At 64.6% G+C, this 18,855-nt stretch carries 17 protein-coding genes; 3 read left to right on the plus strand and 14 right to left on the minus strand.

What is annotated here, in order from left to right:
* The first annotated feature begins 949 nt into the window (after positions 1 to 949).
* Positions 950 to 2,008: a thermonuclease family protein gene (locus VRZ08_RS07015; RefSeq protein ID WP_414532090.1), complete on the plus strand. Its 1,059-nt coding sequence runs from the start codon at positions 950 to 952 to the stop codon at positions 2,006 to 2,008.
* Between the two features lie 29 nt (positions 2,009 to 2,037).
* Here VRZ08_RS07015 and VRZ08_RS07020 read toward each other — a convergent pair whose 3' ends face one another.
* Genes VRZ08_RS07020 through VRZ08_RS07045 form a run of 6 tightly spaced genes read right to left on the minus strand, consistent with a single transcriptional unit; the run spans position 2,038 to position 5,977 of the window.
* Positions 2,038 to 4,140, minus strand: a complete 2,103-nt coding sequence (locus VRZ08_RS07020) for a heavy metal translocating P-type ATPase (RefSeq protein WP_414532091.1) — start codon at positions 4,138 to 4,140, stop codon at positions 2,038 to 2,040.
* Positions 4,137 to 4,475 (minus strand): hypothetical protein, encoded by a 339-nt coding sequence (locus tag VRZ08_RS07025; RefSeq protein WP_011157887.1) that lies wholly within the window; start codon positions 4,473 to 4,475, stop codon positions 4,137 to 4,139. The genes VRZ08_RS07020 and VRZ08_RS07025 overlap by 4 nt, the downstream gene beginning before the upstream one ends.
* Positions 4,468 to 4,809, minus strand: a complete 342-nt coding sequence (locus VRZ08_RS07030; protein WP_414532092.1) for a hypothetical protein — start codon at positions 4,807 to 4,809, stop codon at positions 4,468 to 4,470. Before VRZ08_RS07030 ends, VRZ08_RS07025 begins: the two co-directional genes overlap by 8 nt.
* A complete protein-coding gene (locus VRZ08_RS07035; RefSeq protein WP_414532093.1) occupies positions 4,796 to 5,119 on the minus strand; it encodes a hypothetical protein in 324 nt (107 codons plus the stop codon). Before VRZ08_RS07035 ends, VRZ08_RS07030 begins: the two co-directional genes overlap by 14 nt.
* Before the next feature lie 17 nt (positions 5,120 to 5,136).
* Positions 5,137 to 5,469 (minus strand): HMA2 domain-containing protein, encoded by a 333-nt coding sequence (locus VRZ08_RS07040; RefSeq protein ID WP_107355432.1) that lies wholly within the window; start codon positions 5,467 to 5,469, stop codon positions 5,137 to 5,139.
* 7 nt (positions 5,470 to 5,476) lie between these two features.
* Positions 5,477 to 5,977 (minus strand): hypothetical protein, encoded by a 501-nt coding sequence (locus VRZ08_RS07045; protein ID WP_414532094.1) that lies wholly within the window; start codon positions 5,975 to 5,977, stop codon positions 5,477 to 5,479.
* 497 nt (positions 5,978 to 6,474) lie between these two features.
* Between VRZ08_RS07045 and irrA the strand changes: the two genes are divergently transcribed.
* A complete protein-coding gene (gene irrA, locus VRZ08_RS07050; RefSeq protein ID WP_414532184.1) occupies positions 6,475 to 6,966 on the plus strand; it encodes an iron response transcriptional regulator IrrA in 492 nt (163 codons plus the stop codon).
* Between the two features lie 125 nt (positions 6,967 to 7,091).
* Here the strand turns inward: irrA and VRZ08_RS07055 are convergent, their stop codons facing one another.
* The 3 genes from VRZ08_RS07055 to VRZ08_RS07065 form a co-directional block, all read right to left on the minus strand.
* Complete coding sequence (locus tag VRZ08_RS07055; RefSeq protein ID WP_414532095.1) at positions 7,092 to 8,465, minus strand: FAD-dependent oxidoreductase; 1,374 nt, start codon at positions 8,463 to 8,465, stop codon at positions 7,092 to 7,094.
* Positions 8,466 to 8,519: 54 nt separating this feature from the next.
* Entirely contained in the window at positions 8,520 to 10,199 is a 1,680-nt protein-coding gene (locus tag VRZ08_RS07060) for a dihydroxy-acid dehydratase (RefSeq protein ID WP_230759784.1), read from the minus strand.
* A 63-nt stretch (positions 10,200 to 10,262) separates the two neighbouring features.
* Entirely contained in the window at positions 10,263 to 11,570 is a 1,308-nt protein-coding gene (locus VRZ08_RS07065) for an MFS transporter (RefSeq protein WP_230759786.1), read from the minus strand.
* Between the two features lie 408 nt (positions 11,571 to 11,978).
* On the opposite strand from VRZ08_RS07065, the gene VRZ08_RS07070 reads away from it, so the two are divergent.
* Positions 11,979 to 12,656, plus strand: coding sequence for a GntR family transcriptional regulator (locus tag VRZ08_RS07070; RefSeq protein ID WP_107355437.1), 678 nt, complete (start codon positions 11,979 to 11,981; stop codon positions 12,654 to 12,656).
* A 38-nt stretch (positions 12,657 to 12,694) separates the two neighbouring features.
* Here VRZ08_RS07070 and VRZ08_RS07075 read toward each other — a convergent pair whose 3' ends face one another.
* From VRZ08_RS07075 to VRZ08_RS07095, 5 genes are all read right to left on the minus strand, one after another.
* Positions 12,695 to 13,315, minus strand: a complete 621-nt coding sequence (locus tag VRZ08_RS07075; RefSeq protein WP_414532096.1) for a dimethylsulfonioproprionate lyase family protein — start codon at positions 13,313 to 13,315, stop codon at positions 12,695 to 12,697.
* The gene (locus VRZ08_RS07080) at positions 13,316 to 14,326 is read right to left on the minus strand and encodes a hypothetical protein (protein WP_414532097.1); all 1,011 of its coding nucleotides are present in this window, start codon (positions 14,324 to 14,326) and stop codon (positions 13,316 to 13,318) included. It lies immediately after the preceding gene.
* 243 nt (positions 14,327 to 14,569) lie between these two features.
* A complete protein-coding gene (locus VRZ08_RS07085) occupies positions 14,570 to 15,745 on the minus strand; it encodes a hypothetical protein (protein WP_414532098.1) in 1,176 nt (391 codons plus the stop codon).
* A gap of 20 nt (positions 15,746 to 15,765) precedes the next feature.
* The gene (locus tag VRZ08_RS07090; protein WP_414532099.1) at positions 15,766 to 17,157 is read right to left on the minus strand and encodes a nitrogenase component 1; all 1,392 of its coding nucleotides are present in this window, start codon (positions 17,155 to 17,157) and stop codon (positions 15,766 to 15,768) included.
* Positions 17,157 to 18,692, minus strand: coding sequence for a nitrogenase component 1 (locus tag VRZ08_RS07095; protein ID WP_414532100.1), 1,536 nt, complete (start codon positions 18,690 to 18,692; stop codon positions 17,157 to 17,159). The genes VRZ08_RS07090 and VRZ08_RS07095 overlap by 1 nt, the downstream gene beginning before the upstream one ends.
* Positions 18,693 to 18,855 lie beyond the last annotated feature (163 nt).

Raw genomic sequence — 18,855 nt, forward strand, 5'->3', positions numbered from 1 at the left:
TGTTGTTGAGTTATATCTCTGATGTGTCGCTATAAATAACGGTCGCGTGACAGTGAGGGTCTGTTGCTGTGGCCATTGTCTAGAATAACTTTAATGCTATCAAATCTGTAAGACGGCGCAAAGAGGGAAGTTAGATAGGTCGTCTGGTAGGAAAAGTGGGCGTCGGCGTGGCGGGTAGCTCAATTTCGATCCTGTCGGAAGAAGCTCTGACGAGGTCTTTCATGCTCGCCGGAAGGGTGTACGCAGCTTGAAGGGATGTGTGTGGTATTTGGGTCGGTCGCTGGTGCTTGCTTAGAAGGGGCATGTAGCGAGGTCGCTAGTCGCTGGTCGCGTGCGACGAAACGGCGGAAGCGAAGTGATCGGCATCCGTTGCCGGTCTCCGGTGAACTCGTGGTGGTGTCGATCAGCGGCGCGCGCCAGCCACTAGCGTGGTGCCACAACTCATGGTTGAGTGGTGTGGTGTATTGCCAAGTTGCTTGCTTGTTGACACGTTTCATAACCCTCGCAGTTCTAGCGCGGCGCTTAGTGTTCGGTGATGTCGAAGAAAGCGGTAGCAACCTGGATTTAGTGCTGCATAAGCTGTGCGGCAGTGGTCGAGGGCGGCGGGCGTTGCATCGTTCGCAGCGAACGTTCAAAGGTCGACCTCGCGCGACGTCGATGTAGTGGTATCGTGGATATTGCCAACTTGTGCGGCGGCTCGGATCCGCGAGGTGCCTAACTCCGTTCACGTGGTCCCGTCCGCGGTGCGGAGAGGTCGCTGCCCCCTCGATCCAATTTTCGCCCAGAAGGGCGGCGAATTCTGCCCGGGCACTGGCGCGGGCAAGGCCGTTTGGCGCCCGGCAGCAGAGGTGGCATGGCTCCTGATCGGGTGCCGCGGCTTCAATCGCCGGGCGCCTATGCTAAGTCGCGCCATCGGAGGCAATGGGTTGGAATGCGATTCTTCTCGAAAATGACGATCGGCATGGCGGCCGCAGCCGCGATCGCGCTCGCCTCCAGTGGGGCGTATGCACGGGGTTGGGACACCGTGCACCGCTTTGTGCATAAGACAGGCAAGTGCGGTGCGGGTAAAGAGGTCCTGGCGTCGCTGTATACGATCGGTTCGCGGACGAGCAGCGGCGAGCCAATGAAACATGACGGCTTGACCGCCGCCTCCCACGAATATCCGCTCGGCACCACCGTCGTGGTCACCAATCCGGCGAACGGCCGAAGCTGCAGCATTCGGGTCAACGACCGCGGCCCCTACGGCAAGCCGCGCGATCTCGGCGTGAAGATCGACTTCACCCTCGGCTCAGCCCGGTGTCTCGGCATGCGTGGCACCCAGTATGTCTGTCTGCCCGGCGAGGAGCCGATCGAGATCGCCGGGATGGCGCTGGTGATCGACGGCAACACGGTCGAGATCAGCGGCACGAAGATTCGGCTACAGGGGATCGACGCGCCGGAAACCGACCAACTGTGCGTCGATGAGAAGGGCACCGGCTGGACCTGCGGCCTTGCCGCACGCGATGAACTCGCCAAGCGCTTCGGTGACAAGCCATGGACCTGCCAGGTCGCGGGTCATGACAAATACGGCAGGTCACTCGGAAGCTGCGCGGTGAATGCGGAGAGCGTTGAAGAGTGGATGGTACGCTCCGGCTGGGCCGTCTCGCTCGTCCGCTCGGCAAGCACCTATGAGGCCTCCGAGGTCATCGCCCGGGACGCGCAATCCGGCCTGTGGTCAGGCGCGTTCATCATGCCGTCGGATTGGCGGAATCGAAACCAGAAGACCACCATCGTCGGGGCTGCCAATGTGCCGAGCAGCGCCCTGGAAATCCTGCGCGGCGCAGCCTCAGTTGCCGAAGCGCCGTCGCCGGAATGCGCCATCAAAGGCACTATCGCCAAGGGCGGCCAATGCACGTACCAGCAGCCAGGCAGTCAACTGTACGCGAAGCTGAAGATGGGCCCGAGTAAGCGCTGGTTCTGCAGCGTCAAGGAAGCCGAGACGGCGGGGTGCCGGGCTGTCAAGAAGTGAGCCGTCCCTAACCGGTCGGGCTTTAAGGCTTAGCGGTCTCCAACTCGCGGGGCCGCGACCCTCGGCAGGGTATTCCTGAGTGCGTTCAGCAGGATTCCGATCGTCGTGCCGTTGTGCAGGACTGCGGTGGTGATCGGGGCCAGCACGCCCATCGCTGCGAGCCCGAGGATCGTGGTGTTGAGGCCGACCGTCAGTTTGTAGTTGCTGGCGATCCGCGCCATCGCGCGGTTGGCGAGTTCCTTGGCGTCGGCGACGCGATCGACGCCGTCTTCGAGCAGGGCGATGTCGGCGGTGAGCCGCGCGATATCCGCACCCTTGTGCATGGCGATGCCGACATGGGCGCCGGCCAGCGCCGGCGCGTCGTTGATGCCGTCGCCGACGAACGCAATCTTGGCGCCCCTGGCATTCAGGTCGGCGATGATCGCGGCCTTGTCGGTCGGCAGCAGCTCGGCATGAAAGCCGTCGAGCCCGAGCTCCTGCGCCATTTCGGCCGCGCGGTCGCGGTGATCGCCGGTCAGCAGCAGGATGCGTTTGGCGCCGGCGCGGCGCAGCCGTGCGATGGTCGCAGCGCTGGTCGGGCGGATGGTGTCTTTCAGTCCGAGGACGCCGAGCAGACGACCGCCGAAGCCGATGAACAGCAGCGTTTTGCCTTCGCGATATAGTCGATCGATTGGATCTCGATGCAGCGAGATATCGATGCCTTCGTCCTCTTCGACGAAATGGCGCGAGCCGACGACGATGCGCTCACCATTGATGACGCTGGCGACGCCGTGGGCCACGATGAATTCGACCTCCGCATGATCGAAATGATGGCCGTGCCGCGCCTTGGCGGCATTCACGACTGCGAGCGCCAAGGGATGAAAGTAGTGTTCTTCGACCGAGGCGGCCATGTAGATCAGGTCGTCGGCGCTGTAGGCGGAGTCGAAGGTGATCGAGTCCGTCACCTCCAAGGTGCCGCTGGTCAGCGTGCCGGTTTTGTCGAAGATGAAGGTGTCTGCCTGGGCGAGGCGTTCCAGCGCGCTCGCGCCCTTGACCAGAATGCCGATCCGGCCGGCATGATACATCGCGGATTTGAACGCGACCGGCGTCGCCAGCTTCAGGGCGCAGGAATAGTCCGCCTGCAGCACCGAGGCGGCCGAGCGCCAGTCACCGGTGAGCAGCACGGAGAAACCGGCGAGCTTCAGGACGGTGGGGACGAGACGATCGGCGAGGCGGGCGGCTTCGATCTGTGCCTCGCTTTTCGCCGTCAGCGATTGCTCGACATAGTCGGCGATCCGCGCGGCGGCGGTCCGGCGACCGACCTGCTCGGCATAGATCGTCAGGCGACCGTCCTCGAGCATGGTGCCGGACAGAACTTTGCAGCCGCGGCTCTTGACCACCGGCGCGCTCTCGCCGGTCATCGCCGCCTCATTGACCGTGGCTTCGCCGGACAGAACGGTGCCGTCGACCGGAACGACCGCGCCGGCGCCGACCACCACGGCATCACCGGCCGCCACTTCGTCGGCGGAGATCTGCACTTCGACGCCGTCGCGCAGAACCCAGACGCCTTCGCCGGTCGGGCGCAGCAGGTGCTTGAGCAGATCGTCGGAACGGCGCGCGATGGAGTCTTCGATGGCTTCGCCGAGCGCCAGGATGAACGTCGTGGTGTTGGCGGCGACGAAGTCGGAGCGCGCCAATGAGATCGACACCGCCATCGCCTCCAGCACGTGGCTGGTGACACCATGGGTTCGAAGATCGGCCGCCGCGTGACGTAGCAGCGGCAGCGCTGCGGCGAGGCTGACCGGAAGGCGGGCCGGCATCGGCAGCGTGCTCGTTCCGAGCAGGACGGCGAGTGTCGCGGCGACGTCCGAACCGCCGTCGTCGTTTCGCGGATTTGTGCCTGCCTCCGACGCCCCAAGGTTCGCGATGGTCGCGACGATGGTGTCGGCGTCTGTGCGGGCCGGATCGAAACACACGATCAGCGACGCGGCGCGCGGATTGACGCGCGCCGATGTCACGCCGTCGATCAGCCTTACGATGCCGGCGAGCAGAGCGGGGTCAGATGTCTTGGAGCGGCGCCGATAGCGCAGGCGGATGCGGCCGGGCAGGCGGTGAACGACCTCGACTGCCGACAGCCACCGGTTATCGGTCATACGGTGCCGCTCTGCTCGGCCTCGACTTCCGCACTGAGGTCGGCGAACTGTTCCTTCAGCTCGGCGACGCTTCCCATCATATTGGCGTAGGCTTTGATCGCGCCCTTGAACAGCTTGCTGCGTAGTTCCTCTTCGGAGAGCACGTAGGCCGCGAGGCCGCCGATCAGCAGGCCGAGCAGAAACTGCTCGTTGCGGCCTTTGGGCAGCAGCCCGCCGAGATTGCCGAGCATTCCTTGCCGCTGGCGGTTGCCGGCGAGGGTGAGTTGTCCGGCGAGCAACTGCTCGATCTCGCGACGCTTCAGGCCCTTGCCGCGCTTTCCCTTCTTCTTAGCCAAGTCCAATCTCCTCGGAAGTTTCGGTCGCGGCCGCCAATTCGGTCGCCAAGAGAGTCTCCAACGCTAGGGCGCCGAGCGCCCCGCCAGCGAGCGCGCTGAGCGCGCCGAAATAGTCCTGATCGCGCATGCTTTCGGCGACGGCCGCGCCGGCTGCCAGCGCGACGCCGCCCTGCAACGCCTGGCGCAGCAGCTTGCGGCCATGAGGTTTGCCGGAGGTGCGGCTGTCCTGGATCGCTGCGAGCAGGCCCGCGGCGATCATGCCACGGGTGAAGTTGGTGGCGATTTCCTCGGCAGCGAGCGGCGCCGCGCGCTGCTTCGCTTTACGCTTTTTCATTAGGGGCAGTCTCGTCGGCGGACGGCGCCGATGCGGCGTCGGTTGTCGCCACGCTCGGCGCAGCGTCTGTCGCTGCTTCGCTGCTATCCGCGGTGGTGGACAGTTTCGACCGAAGCGCGGCGCTGGATTTCTCGACGGCGCTGAGGCCGGAGACGGTCGCTTCGCGCAGTTCCTCGCCGGCCTTGTCCAGTCCGCTGCGGGCCTTCTGGGCGAACGACTTGACGGCTTCCGGCGCTTTGGCCTGCTTCAGCAGGTGCACGCCGACGACGCCGACGAGAATGCCGGATGCAAATCGCAGAAGTGGGAGCATGATGAAATCCTTCCGAACTATGAGCCGGCCAGCAGGCCGTGCAGATTGTTGCGCAGCGTTTCGCCCTCCGGCGTCGCGTCGCCCGAGACGAAGTCGCGCCAGGCGGAGGGCGGAATTCCGGATGGGTCGTATTCGACCACGCAGGATCGCGCGAGCGGGTTCAGGCTGATCGAGCGGATGCCGTCCATCTTCGCCAGCGCTTTGCCGAACCGCTTCGCTTCGTCCGCCATCGCGATCAGCTCGCCGTCGAGCGGGACCTTCAGTTTGAGGCGGATGCGACCGGGCAGGTGGTGCGCAATCTCGAGATGATGCGTGAAGCGCAGAAGGCCTGCGGCGGAACGATCGGACACGGAGAACCTAACGGAATGTGCGGCGCCAATGCACCGCGAGGTGGGTGAGGGTCGCCGCGATGGCGACGATCCCCATCTGAGCATGGAGTTTGCGGCTGACGCCGAGTGCCGCGACGGTGCCGGCCATGCCGGCGAGCGCGCCGACTTTGGCGACGCGATTGATCGTCGACCGGGTCTGTGCCCGGCGTCGCAGACGGTCGATCGGATCGCGCGCGGTGAGCGCGGCCTCTGGATCGGCGGTTGGTGATTCCGGTGGCCCGGCCGGCGCCATCGTCGCCCACACCGCTGCGACCTCGGCACGGATGCGCGCTTCCATCGCCGTATCGGCTGGATCATACCGCAGCAGGAACGAGCCGACCGCTGGATCGCCATCGACCGCCACCAGCGTGCGCAATCGTGCGTCGAGCACAGTATAACGGGAGCGATCCCGCAGCATCCGATGCCGCAACCGAATCCGCCCCGGTAGCACCGAGACGAATGCAGAAGTGTGATCGTTCGGGCGGGTCATCGCCGTACCAGACCCTGCCGGCTGGCGTGCTTGGTTGCGGTGTGGCGCGGTAAGAAGGCGTTCGGTGCGATTGATGGGAGGCGAGAGGGGTGCCCGCTCAGGCCGCGTGCGCAATCGGAGACGCAGGGGCCATCGAAGGCGAAATCAGATCGACAGCAGGCAGTCAAAGGCGCTCCTTCGCGTCACCCAGGTGTAGAGTTTGCCAACCTCGATAGTCCGCAAAAGCGCTGATGAGGTTGAGTAGTGCGGTATCTTTGTAGTGAGTATGTTGCTTGTGACTATTAGTCTGGATCGTAAAAGTCGGCAGTTTCCTTGATGCGCGTCAAATACGGAGGTGCCTCAGTCCAGTGCACGAATACAATTGGTACTGGGATGATCCTCGGGAGGCGGTACGGCCCGATCATCGGCGAATGCGACCCGTTTCCAAGATTTGACTGCGGTCAATTCGCAAAAGCGAATTGTTCCGTATGGTGGTCTTCGAAACGAGGATTCTCAGAGTGAATTTCAGACCCGACAGCCGCCGCTTTGACTCGGCCGACATCCGGCCGGTCGACATCAATCAGCTTGCCCCGGGGCCCGCGCGTCCCTGCGCGGTCGATCTTTTGCAAACAGTCGGACTGCGCCCAACGGCTCAGCGCTTGGTTCTGACGCAGCTTCTGTTCGGCAGCGGCGACCGTCATGTCACGGCGGAAATGCTGTACGAGGAGGCGTCCGGCGCTTCGGTCCAGATCTCACTCGCGACGGTGTACAACACGCTCAATCACTTCGCCGAGCTCGGCTTGGTGCGCCGTGTCAGCGTCGATGGCAGCAAGACGTATTTCGACACCAACATCAGCGACCACCATCACGTCTATCTGGAAAACCGGCACGAGCTGATCGACATCCCGGCCTCGCTCATTCAGCTCGGCGAGCTGCCTCAAATTCCTGAGGGCTACGAGGTCAGCCGGGTCGATCTGGTGGTACGTCTCCGGCGGAAGGGGCGCGGCTAGGATCGTCAGCGTCCTTTGCTTCGCCGGCCTAACTCAGCAATGGGCGTCGGGCTGTTGCAGAGGTTTTGAACTCGCCGGCAAGAAACGCGAGCACGAATGGCTCACGTTTCGATATCACCGAATTATCAAAGAGCGCTGCCGGCTTTCTTCATCCGTTCGGCAATCGCAGCCGGCTCGAGCAGATGCAGCGGAGTGTCGTCCGAGATCGACAGGGCTGCGGCAACGCCGGCGGCATGGCCGTATTCGAAGCACTGAGCGGTGACGCGCGCCGAGGCGAGAGCTTCGTGTTCGGCTGACAGGCAGCGGCCTGCAACGACGATGTCTTCGCCGGCCGCAGGGATGAGCGCTCCAAACGGGACATCATAGTAGTCGTCGAGCAGCCAGTGCAGCTTCGGCTTGTCGCCGGCGTGCAGCTCGATCGGCCAGGGGGAGCGGCAGATCGAATCCGGCCGTTTGGTCCCCGCGACGACATCCTCATTCGTCAACGTCTGAAGGCCCTCGATGGAGCGGGTCTGCCGAACGCCGCACTCCACGCCGGTATCGATGACGAAGCTGCGTTCACACCCCTCCACATGAGCGGCTAGAAAGCGTGCGTACTCCCGAACCTGGCGGCGTCCATCGATCTCGGCGACTGTCCAATCCTCCGGATTGATGACGTTGAGCATCGAGCCGTCACGCGCCGACAGCCGGGTCGCGTTGACGAGCAGTTCACCGGGCTGCGTGGTCGGGAAGATCCAGATCTTCTTCCGGGGAAGATCGTAGTTCCTTCGATCGGCCGCTGTGAGCGCCTCCACGATCTCCGGCGGAGAGATCGTGTCTTCGCCCCAATGCGCGACAAAACGGTCGACGTCGACGCCGCCGAGCCGGAAGAACATTGTCGGGTTCTGAATGCGGCCCTGATCGCCAAACCGCCACGGGTGACCGGCGCGGGCCACGACCGCCGCATCTCCGGATGCATCGATGGTGCGTTTGGCAAGGATGACCGAGCGGCCGGCATTGGATTCGATCACCACGCCGAGGTGGCGGTTGCCGTCCATGATCACCGCGACCACCACGGTGTGGAACAGCACCCTGACGCCCGAGACGGTCAGCAGGGAGTCGGCAGTCTCACGCCATTTGAGAGGATCGTGGGTGACGACGAACGTCTTGCCGTACTTCTGCGGCGGGGTGACGCCGCCACGTCTGGCGAGCTCGGATCTGAATCGTTCGGAAAACCCGAAGACAACCTGCTTCGGCTTGCTCTGCTCGCTGGCCAGAAACAGACCGCAGATCGTCCCCGATAGTCCTGCAACGGCTGCGCCGCCGCAGAATCCGTAGCGCTCGACCAGGATGGTCGAGCAATTGGACTCTGCCGCAACCGTGGCCGCAGCTACGCCGGATGCGCCGCCGCCGACGACGAGAACATCGACCTCCGCAAGGCACGGAAGCGAGCTGGCCTCATCAAGGGAAATCCGGTGCCGGATTTCCCAAGCCGGAATGTTGACGCATGTGGAGTCCATCAAAATAACCTCGCTTATGACTAGCGGCTCGGGGGCGCGGCTGCGGCTGCGTTATCAGCGCCGGCTTCGATCGCCGAGCACGGCTCCCTTCGAGAGCGGCTGGACGAGCTGGGCGTACTGCGCGAGCCAGCCATATTCGGCCGGCAACGTCCGCGGTTTCCATTCGGCTAGTCTGGTCGCGAGTTCCTGTTCGGTGATCATCAGCTCGATCGTTTCGGCGGTCAGGTCGATCGCGATACGGTCGCCATCAGCCACAACGGCGAGCGGGCCGCCTTCGGCAGCCTCCGGCATGATCTGGCCAACGGTGATGCCGGAGTTGAGACCCGACAACTCACCGTCGGTTAGAACCGCGACACCGCTCGACAGGCCGGCGCCGACCAGCGCCGCCATGAACGAACACGCGAACACCGTGCCCGGGCCGCCCTTCGGACCCATGTGCCGGAGGATGATCGCCTGTCCCTTTTGAATTGAGCCGTCGCTGAGGCCGGCGATCGCCTTGTCCTCGTCTTCGAAAACCTTCGCCACGCCCTCGAAACGCCGGACCGAGGTCGGGACGGCGGACAGCTTCACCACCGCGCCGTCCGGCGCGAGATTGCCGCGGATGATGATGAGGCCGGGTTCGTTGCGGAATGGGTTGGACAGCGGCCGGATCACGCGTTCGTCCGGCGCGGGCGCCTCGGCGAGATTTTCTCCGAGGGTCTTGCCGGTGACCGTCATCGTGGAGAGATCGAGTTTGCTGGCGAGCTGCTTCATCGCGCCTCGCACGCCACCTGCAGCGTCCAGCATCTCGATCCGATGCGGACCGTTGGGACGCACTTGCGTGATCTGAACCGCGTCCTTCGACAGAGCCTCGTATTCTGCCACGACGTCCATTTCGATGCGGCTTTCGATGGCGATCGCCGTCAGATGCCGCACCGTGTTGACGGACAGCCCCAGCGCTTGCGCGATACGAATTCCGTTCTGGATCGACGCCTTGGTCAGGATCTGCCGCGGCCTCAGGTCTTGCTGGATGAGCCGCACTATGGCCTGGCCGACCTGCACCGCGTAGTCGGACAGCCGCTCGCCTCCAGCGCGGATCGGCGCATTGCCGGGCAGGGCCATGCCGAGCGCCTCTGCGAGGCAGTGCATGGAATTGGCGGTTGCGAGACCGGCGCAAACGCCGGGTCCCTTGATCGCGGCACACGACATGTCGGTCAGATCCTGCAAGCTGATCTGGCCGGACTTGTAGGTTCCGACGCCGTTGTAGAGATCTTCGATATCGACGTCTTTGCCGCCGCAATGGCCGCCGAGCTGATAGCCGCAGGCCAGGACGATCGACGGGATGTTCAAGCGACCGGCGGCCATCAACTGGCCGGGCGTGGTCTTGTCGCAGGAGGCGAGCAGGACCATGCCGTCCAATTCCGCACCTTCGACCTGGACCTCGACGTCGTTCACGAGGAGATCGCGGGACGGCATCAGATAGCGCGCCTTGCGGCCTGCGGAGGTGACGAAATCAGACGGGGCAACGGTGCGGATTTCGAATGGGAGCCCGCCGGCGTCGCGGATCGCCTGCTGCACCTTCCGGGAGATCTCGTCCAGGTGCTGGTAACAGACCGAGAGCCCGCTGGATGAATTGACCACCGCGATCTTGGGCTTGTGGAAGTCCTCCTCCTTGATGCCCATCGCCAGCCATTGCGCGCGACGCACGGCCCACCGGGTCGAACCCGGCTCAAAGTTGCTTCTGAGTTCGTTCATCGGCCATCTCCAAAGATGCGGGAGCAATGAGCGTTCCGGCTCGGCGCCGGAACGCTCCTCGACTTATCCGAGTTTCTTGCTGACGGTTTCCGGCCCAAGCTTAAGGCCGATCAAAGTGATGATGCCGAGCACCCACATGTAGGCGACGATCGGCCACCAATGATGGGCCCATGCGGCCAGCGCCGTCGCGATGAAGGGTGCGACGCCGCCGGCAAGCAACGAGCCGAGCTCTCGGGAGAAGGCGAAGCCTGAGAGCCGGAACTGGGTGTCGAACAGTTCGGCGTACCACGAAGCCTGCGGTGCGAGCATCGCCGGATACGCAATGCCGAGGCCGATGCCAAATCCCAGGATGATGGCGGCAGGGGCGCCGGTGTCGAGCAGGAGGAAGAACGGCACCAGCCACGCCATCGAAAGCAGCGCTCCCGCAATATACACCGTCTTGCGACCGAGCCGGTCGGACAGCACGCCGAAGAACGGGATGGTGGCGACCTGGACCATCGAGGCGATGATGACGGCCCACAGCGCGGTCGATCGTGGCTGCCCGAGCGTCGTGATCACATAGGAGACGCAGAACACCGGATAGAGATACGCAAAGCCGTTCTCTCCCATCCGCGTCAGAAGCACGATGACGAAGCTGCGCGGGTTGCGTTTGATCGACGTGAACAGACCGATCTTCTGGGTCTTCGCCTGCTCGACGGCACGTTCATAGACCGGCGGCTCTTCGACACCGCGGCGAATGAAGTAACCGACCAGCACGCACACGCCGCCGAACAGGAAGGGAATGCGCCAGCCCCACTGCAGGAACTGGTCTTCGGGCATCGAGGCAATGACGGAGAAGAACACGGCGTTGGCGAGCAAGGTTGCCAGCGCAAAGCCCATCGGAGCCCAGGCGCCTGCAGCGCCGCGCTTGCCCTCCTGGGCGTGTTCGACGGACAGCACCACCGCGCCGGCGTACTCACCACCTGCGCCGAATCCCTGCAGCAGACGCAATCCGACAAGCAGGATCGGCGCCCAGATTCCAATTTGCGCGTAGGACGGCAGACAGCCCAGCAGGAACGTGGCGGCGCCCATGATCACGAGCGTGAGCACGAGAACGCGCTTTCTGCCGTATCGGTCGCCGAGGTAGCCGAGGTACAGGCCGCCCAAGGGGCGGGCGAGGAAGCCGACCGCGTAGGTCGCAAACACGGCGAGCGTTCCGACGTAGGGGTCTGTCGAGGGAAAGAAGACCTTGTTCAGGACGACGGCGGCGGCCGTGCCGTAGATGATGAAGTCGTACCACTCCAGCACCGTGCCGATCAGAGCGGCCCAGGCCGCTCTGCGGGATTTCTGGTTTCCGCCGACCGCGCGTTGGTCCTGTAAAACCTCAGCCATGAATGTTTCCCCGTTTTCAACGAATTATAGCCTCATCGACCATTGATATATCGATGATATATGCTGATATATTACAGGTATGGCAGTAGAGTCCAGTGGCTTGAAGCCGACGGTCCGCGGTTTTGCGCACGCGTGAAAATTGGGATGGGGTAGGGGATGCGGTGGAACTGACAATGAGCGCGGGCCGAAACGGCCTTCCGACGAGAGGCCCGGTCCACCGTCCGCATCCATGAACGTGCCAGCGGTATGCGGACGGGTGTTCATCCGGTCAGCGATCTGGTGGCCGCCAATGATCGGCCCGGCGCCAGAGCGAGTCCGCGAACGCAGTCCATCGGATGCCGAAGACGATGGCCTCGGCTCTCTTGGAGGCCAAATTTAAGCGACAGATTTTTACCGGACAGCAGATAGATGCCCGAGCACACTAATAAGTCTGAGCAGGTCTACGACGTGATCGAGAGAATGATCACGTTTCAAGAGCTGAAGCCCGGCCAAATGGTCAGCGAAGTCACGTTGATGGAGGCGACGGGTTTCGGCCGCACGCCTGTGCGCGAAGCGCTGCAGCGTCTCGCTTGGGAGCGGATGGTCGAGATTCATCCGCGAAAGGGAGCCTTCATTCCGTTGATCTCGGTCGAGGTCCAACTCAAGCTGCTCGAACTGCGCAGAGTGGTCGAAGAGTTCGCGGTGCGAACCTGCGTTCATCGCGCCACCTCGGTTCAGAAGCGGATGATGCTCGAATTGGCGCGGGAGTTTGACGAAGTCGCAAAGTCCGACGACATCGTTCTGTATGGTGATCTGCTGAAGCGGGTTCATCAGATCATCGTTGCGGCGGCGCAGAACGAATATCTGACCTCGAGCATGGCTCCGCTTCAGGGCCTGTCGCGACGGTTCTGGTTCGCCAACATTTCTGATCGCCCCACAGAGTTGATGGTGGCGTCCGAGAAGCACTCGGCGACGCTGAGAGCGATTAACCAGGGCGACGAGCAGGCCGCCGCCGCCGCATCGCTCGCGCTGAACGATTACCTCACCGACTTTGCGTACCGCACCCTCCGCGGAGCCGATGCCAGGATCGCGCTCCAGCAGCGATGAACCTTGCCTATTTTGGCGAAGATCCTTCCCGCGAGCTGTCACACCCACCGCGACGGGGTGTCGACGTCGCCGGTCCATGAGTAGATCGCCAGCAGCGGCTCGTCGTCGGCGCGCATCGCGTGGACGACGTCGCTGGCGTGCAGGATGGCATCGCCCGGCCGGCGCAGTGCGGTGTCGGTGGTGACTGTCCAGTGGGGATGGCCGACCACGATCCGATACAGCTCGACCGCGGGATGGCGGTGCGGCGGGTAGTAAGTTCGCGGGCCGATCAAGGTGAGACCGAAGCAGACCTCGCGGCTGACGATCGGCGCCAGCGGGCCGATCAGCTCGGCCCAGCCCATGGCGCCTTCGAGGCCGGGCGCATCGTCACGCGGCGTATAGCCGTAGCGCCAGGGGAGCTGCTGCGCGATCGGGCGGAGGGCGGCCGCGACCTCGGGCGCTGTGGCCTCGGCGAGATCGAGCACTGCCGGTAGGTGCCGCGTCAACGGGTGATGCGTCGGCTGCAGAACCGCAGCCTCCAGAGGGGCCGCGGCGAGCAGCGCCTCGACACGGCGGATCTCGACCCTGGCCGCGTCATCGGCTCCGTTCGAATCGGCGAAGGAACGCCGCAGCGCTGCGACCAGCGATCGCAGCTGGCCGGCTTGATCGGAGGCGGTCATTCAGCGCAGGCCCGATTGCAGCACCACGTAGGTGTGGCCGATCCGCAGACCGTTGCGATGCGCCTCCCACGCCGCCACTGCGCCGAGCTGTTCGCCGGCGAGGCTGGCCTCGATCGTCGCGGCATTGGCGCCGGCCTCGCCGGGATCGAGATCTGCGAACGCAGCCTCCAGCGCATCCGCTGCGTAGAATCGGAACGGGCCGAGGCCTTGGCGTTCCCAATTCGCGTAGGTGGAGATAACGTCGTCGGCGTCGGCCTGCACCTTCCAGCCATAAGTGAGCACGCGCGGCACCAACCCGGCGGCGCGCGACATCTGCGCCAGAATGTCGAGCGGCACACGCGCGCCGACCGTCGACAGCACGACGCCATCCGGCGTCAGCGCGTCGCGCGCCTGCACCAGCGCGAGGTAGTGCATCGTCAGCAGCCAGTCGGTGATGAAGGCCGGGATGTCTTCGCTACGCGGCGCAAGGAAAGCGGCGCTGGTCTTGTCGGCTTCGATCTTGCGGCTGTCGTCGACCGGCAGATTGGGCAGGTTCTCGTAGATCACGTCGAACTTCACACCCGCGGAAGCGAGCGGGATGAGCAGGTCGCCCGCGCCCGCGTGCAACGTGATGGCCGCGTCGGGGCGGACATTGCCGCGCACGTTGCGCGCCGCGGTGGCGACCACCTCGTCGAACAGGTCGGTGATGCCGACGATTTCGGCGCCGAGCAATTCGATTGCCGCCAGCGCATCGACGCCGGAGCCGGTGCCGATCGAGGCGAATGCGCGCGGCGGTGTGGCGAGGTTGCGCGCGAGCACCCGGAACGCCGGTGCGGCGACGCTCGCCACCCAGTCGCGCTTCAGGTCGTTCAGGTCGGGCAGATAAGCGCGGTCGGCGAGTTCGATCTCGACCTCGTCCTTGATCCGCCGAAGGGGCGTCGTGCCGAGATACCGGCGGGCATCGAAGCGCAGCTTGGGCGCTGCTTCGGGAGCGGGGGCCGATGTTCGGCCGGTGTTCAGTGCCGTCGCCATATTGTCACTCGCAGTCGGATTGTGGATTCGGTGTCGATCGAATGACTCAGGCAAGGCGTCAATGCGCCACTGACGGTCGTCGATGATGGCACCACTCATACGTCAAGGTTGCCAGCAGGAGTTTTCCTTGTCGGCAGCGAAGCGAGAATGCCATTCGCCTCCGCGACGCGAGCATGGTTGATCATGTGCGTTCGCTGCAGGCTCGCGAGAAGGGGCCGAGGCCCGAGTCTCACCGATGCGAGGTCAATGGCAAAGGCCGTAGCCGCCGGCGATGATCGCCTGGACCGGCGCAGCGCCGATCGAGATCGACGCCGTGCGCTGGCGCAGATGGGTGTCGATTACTGCGACCGTGCCCTGATCCTCGATCGGCAAGTAGAGCTTATCGCCGTCGGGTGTGACCACGCCGGTACCCGGCACGCCTTCGAGAGCGATCGAGCCTGCGGCCTTGCGGCGCTCGAGGTCGAAGATCAGCAGCTTGCGCGCGGCGGGCGCCGGCACGAACGCCACCGTATCGAACCAGGCCGCATAGGCGGTCGATGCCGCGGCCGGCAGCGTGACGCCGCCCGGCTGCAGCGGCTCCGACGGCAGGATCGAGAGCGTGCCCGCATGCTGATCGATCGCCAGCAACTGGATGCCGGTGCCGGTTGCGAACAGAACGGGATGGTCGGAGGTGGGCACGCTCGCCAGCACCTGCCGCGAGCGCAGATCGAGGTGCAGCACGCGGCGCGGAGTCTCGGCCGTCAACGCAAAGCCTTCGCGGCCGTTCGGCGCGCGCAGCAGCGCGTGCAGCGGTGGCCCCTCGACCGGCGGAACAGGCTGCGCGGCCGCGATGTCATACGTCGATAGACCGCCGACGCTCGCAGCTGCCACCAGCAGGGATGAACTATCGCCGGAGAAGATCGCCTCGCGGATCTCGCGCGGACCGTCGATCCGGCTGCGTTCGCGGCCGTCGGTGCTGTCGAGCAGCACGATTGTGCCGCGCGCATCGTCGAATGCCGCCAGCCGCTGGCCGTCGGGGCTGATCCGCAGCCGCGACGGGATAAATGGCAGCGGTACGTCGCGGCGGCTCTGCGCTGCCAGATCGACACTGACGAGACGTGGACTGCGCAAGTCGATCGCGGCCAGGCGGCCGCCGCGCTGGGAGATCTGCAGCTCGCGCGGTTCAAGACCAAGTTCAAGCGTACCGGTCACCGTGTCGGAATCGACATCGATCGCTTCGAGTGCGGCAATGCCGCGCCGCGCGACGAAGATCGTGCGCCGGTAGTCACGGTAAGCCTCGGCACGAGCAGGGGCGACGGCGAGCAGCGATGCCGCCCCGACCAGCGCTGTTCCCAAAAGACGCCGACGGGTGATGCCGGCACGGGAGCGTGCTCCGGTGGGCTTCGTTGGATCGTATGGCGGGTGGGAATTGAACGTCACGATGTCTCGTCGGGAAGTGCTCAGGCGCTACGGCTGATGGCGGTGGTGTAGATGCGCTCGATCAAGGTGAGAGCGCCGCGATAGCCGGCATAGCCGCGCGACAGCACGACTTCGTAAGAGGCCGGGAAACCGACTTCGAGAATGAAGCCGCGCAGCTCCTTGGCGAGGTCGCGCTCCCAGGTTGTGCCGAAGATCAGCGGCGGCTTGCGGCCGAAATCGGCGCTGCGGAGTGCGGTATGCACCGCGTAGCTGTCTTCGGCGAACACCGGTTCGATGCCGACGTCGTGGTCGAGCTTGGCGAACGCTGCCCGGATCGCGTCGCGGTGCTCGGGCGGGGTGTTGTCGGTGATCACCACCGAGGCCGGCACCAGGCCGAGCTGACGGACCGCGAAACTGCTCAGCGACAGTGTGGTGGCGGCATCGCCGACGGCGGCGAACCGCGCCGGCAGGCCCCAGCGATACTGTGAATAGAATTCCGAAAACGCCTCGATGTAGCCGTAGTAGTCGCGCTCTTCCGCAGCGATGAAAGCACCGGCCTGCGAGTCCGGAATGCCGGCAAAGGCGGCGACTTGGCGGAGGAATTCGGAGGTCTGCCGGCCGCCGATCGGCGGCACGGGCAGATGAAGATACGGCTGGCCGTATTTGCTTTCCAGATGCTGCGCGGTGGCGAGGCCGAGCCAGGGCGATGCCACCAGATTGAACTGCGCCCGCGGAATTGCGCGCCATTCCGACACGCCGGCCGAACCGGGGCCGAACAGCACGTTGACGCGCAGCCCGATGCCTTGCAGCAGCCGTTTCAATTCGGCGAGATCGCCGCGCCAGAACGGGTCCTGGTAGGGCAGCGGTGCCCACAGATTGACGAGGCCGTGTTCCCGCGGCCCTGCATCCGCACTGGCGAATTGGTCGATGATGGCGCGGGTGACGACCTCGTGGCCGGTGTAGTTGTTGCCACGAAAACCGCCGGTGCCAGCATAAACCACCGGAGCGCCCTTGGCCTGGAATTCCTTGACCACGGCCGGCACGTCATCGCCGATCAGATCCGGGATGCAGCCAGTGAGCACGACGAACAGATCGGCTTCCATCAGCTCCAGTGTGTGGCTGATCAGCTCGCGCAGCCGCTCTTCGCCGCCGAAGATCACTTCGCGCTGGGTGGCGTTGGTACTCGGCGCGACGCCGAGACCGCCCCAGCCGCCACCCTGATAGGCGTTGTTGAAGGCGAGTGCGCCGCATTGCTTGTCGGCGCAGCCCGGACCGCAATGGGTGATCGGGATCGCGCGCGGGATCGCCGCCACGGTCTGCATGGCGCCGAGTGCGCAGGCGTAACGAACCTGCTCGATCGGGCCTTCTTCGGGGACGTCGGCAACGACAGGGACAGGACCGGAGCGACGGACTTGAAGCGGGGTGATACTCATCAGACGCGACTTCCGGCGGCTTGCGGGGCGTTCTGCCGGGCGAGCAGATACGGATCGGCCTGATCCAGCCACCATTGCTTGTAGGGCAGGCTGGTATGACCGGCGAGATCCTGGTGGAATTTGCGCTGCGCCAGCGCATCGACGATCTCCTCGCCGAGATCGATCATGCCTTGATAGCCGATTGCCGTCGAAGCATCGCCGAGCGCGATCGCCGGCACGCCGAGGCGCGAGGCGAGACCGGCGAGGCCCCCGTGGCGGATGATGATGAAATCCGGATCGGAGCGCTTCAGCAGATTGTAGAACTGATAGGGCTGGCGATTGGAGATGCTGAAGTGCTCGACGTCGCCATAGGCGTCGATCATGTGACCAAGCGAGTCCTGGCGGACGTCGTGGCTGTCATAGACCGGGTCGTGATGGAATACGAGCGAGCCGGGCACCTCGACGCCGAGTTCGCGCAGCACGCCGATGACGCCGTGTGCATAGGCCGCGCCCATCGCGACGTAGCCGCGCACGCCCTTGAGCCGTTCGCGCAGCCGCTCGATCTGCGGGCGGACGCGGGCGTGCTCGCGGGCGATATAGGCTTCGGCCAGCTCCTCCCGGTGGGTGGCTGTCGCGAGCGCGCGCAGCCAGGCGTCGGTGCCGGCGAAGCCATAAGGCTGCGGCGCCTTGATCTCCTGCACGCCGTATTGCTGCTCAAGCGCAGCGCCGAGATAACCGCCGACCGAATAGCAGAAGGTGGCCGATGCGGCGGCTTCTGAGGCGCGGGCGATCTCGTCGACCGACGCGACGGTGAGGATGTTGTTGGCTTCGAGGCCCAGCTCCGCCAGCATCGGCGTGAACACGTCGCTGCCCCACAGCACGATGATGTTGACGAGGTTGTCCTGCCGCGGGCCCGGTTTCGGCTTGACGACGTGGCGCAGCACGCCGTGCTGGATGGCGTCGAAGCCTGAGCTCCAATGCTTGGACTTGAAGCCCTCGCAGTACATTGCCACCACAGGGACGCCGAGCTCGTCCTCGCAATCGCGCACCACGCTCTCGACGTCGTCGCCGATGATGCCGGTGGCGCAAGAGGTGGCGACGAACACCGCCTTGGGCTGGTGCCGCTCGACCGCGGCCTTGATAGTGGCGCGCAGCTTCTCGGCGCCGCCATAGATCATGTCGCGTTCGATCAGATTGCTCGACAAGCCGGTGACGTTGCGCGGAGCCAAGCCGCGGCGCATCAGGCCGTTGCGAAAGAACGCGTTGCTGTTGATGTGACCGGCGGCGCAACCGATCGGGGAATGCTGCACCAGCACTGCGTCGCGAACGTTGCTGGCTTGGCTTTCAGCAATCTGCTCGGAGCAGGTCGAGCCCTGCGAGAACGGCGAATCCAATTCGCAGATGCGCTGGCCCTTGCCGCCGCAGCCGGGGCCGCAATCGCCGCGGGAGAAGGCGGACTCGTTGGCAAGGCGGGAGGCGGGGCCATCCCATGAGGTGATGGTACCAAGACGCTGCTCGCGGGTCTCGGCGGACGGACTACGAAGATTAATGGCCATCGGCGCGCAACGCCTTCAAAGAACGAAACTGTGAGGATGATCAGTTGCGCGCGAAGATGGCCATGAGGAAACGGTGTTCGCAAGCGCGAAAGCGCGGTGCGTTGCGATTTGAAAGAACTAACTGCGCCGCGTCGTGCGAGGAGAAGCAATCCAGTGTCGACGA

The sequence above is a fragment of the Rhodopseudomonas sp. G2_2311 genome (assembly GCF_047501505.1).
GTDB lineage: Bacteria > Pseudomonadota > Alphaproteobacteria > Rhizobiales > Xanthobacteraceae > Rhodopseudomonas > Rhodopseudomonas palustris_H.

Coding starts and splice junctions, on each gene's coding strand:
- VRZ08_RS07015 (WP_414532090.1), top strand. CDS start 950: ATGACGATCGGCATGGCGGCCGCAGCCGCGATCGCGCTCGCCTCCAGT.
- VRZ08_RS07020 (WP_414532091.1), bottom strand. CDS start 4,140: ATGACCGATAACCGGTGGCTGTCGGCAGTCGAGGTCGTTCACCGCCTG.
- VRZ08_RS07030 (WP_414532092.1), bottom strand. CDS start 4,809: ATGAAAAAGCGTAAAGCGAAGCAGCGCGCGGCGCCGCTCGCTGCCGAG.
- VRZ08_RS07035 (WP_414532093.1), bottom strand. CDS start 5,119: ATGCTCCCACTTCTGCGATTTGCATCCGGCATTCTCGTCGGCGTCGTC.
- VRZ08_RS07045 (WP_414532094.1), bottom strand. CDS start 5,977: ATGACCCGCCCGAACGATCACACTTCTGCATTCGTCTCGGTGCTACCG.
- VRZ08_RS07055 (WP_414532095.1), bottom strand. CDS start 8,465: ATGGACTCCACATGCGTCAACATTCCGGCTTGGGAAATCCGGCACCGG.
- VRZ08_RS07060 (WP_230759784.1), bottom strand. CDS start 10,199: ATGAACGAACTCAGAAGCAACTTTGAGCCGGGTTCGACCCGGTGGGCC.
- VRZ08_RS07065 (WP_230759786.1), bottom strand. CDS start 11,570: ATGGCTGAGGTTTTACAGGACCAACGCGCGGTCGGCGGAAACCAGAAA.
- VRZ08_RS07070 (WP_107355437.1), top strand. CDS start 11,979: ATGCCCGAGCACACTAATAAGTCTGAGCAGGTCTACGACGTGATCGAG.
- VRZ08_RS07075 (WP_414532096.1), bottom strand. CDS start 13,315: ATGACCGCCTCCGATCAAGCCGGCCAGCTGCGATCGCTGGTCGCAGCG.
- VRZ08_RS07080 (WP_414532097.1), bottom strand. CDS start 14,326: ATGGCGACGGCACTGAACACCGGCCGAACATCGGCCCCCGCTCCCGAA.
- VRZ08_RS07090 (WP_414532099.1), bottom strand. CDS start 17,157: ATGAGTATCACCCCGCTTCAAGTCCGTCGCTCCGGTCCTGTCCCTGTC.
- VRZ08_RS07095 (WP_414532100.1), bottom strand. CDS start 18,692: ATGGCCATTAATCTTCGTAGTCCGTCCGCCGAGACCCGCGAGCAGCGT.